We start from the raw sequence: 271 nt of genomic DNA, 5'->3' as shown, positions 1-271 counted from the left end.
ATTTTAAAGTAGGTGACAGATTAGATACTCATGCCCTGCGGGACAATTTAGAGCAAGCGGGTTACTTACATGTGCAACAAGTCATGGAGCATGGCGAGTACGCTATACGCGGCTCAATTGTTGATTTATACCCCATGGGGAGTAAGCATCCATTTAGGCTCTACTTTTTTGATGATGAGCTTGATACCATCCGTTTATTTGATGTTGAAACTCAGCGCTCAGACGAAAAAGTAGAAAAAATTGAGCTACTACCTGCTCATGAGTTTCCTAC

1 protein-coding gene is annotated in these 271 nt (G+C 42.1%); it reads left to right on the top strand.

Going from position 1 to position 271, the window contains the following annotated elements:
• Nucleotides 1-271 (top strand): hypothetical protein (locus SB749_RS19540; protein WP_410711769.1); only part of this gene is annotated, 271 nt, incomplete at both ends.

The sequence above is a fragment of the Brevibacterium sp. SIMBA_078 genome (assembly GCF_046534565.1).
Classification (GTDB): Bacteria; Actinomycetota; Actinomycetes; order Actinomycetales; family Brevibacteriaceae; genus Brevibacterium.
The sequence above is the reverse complement of the archived record's forward strand: the minus strand, read 5'-3'. Positions and strand labels throughout refer to the sequence as shown.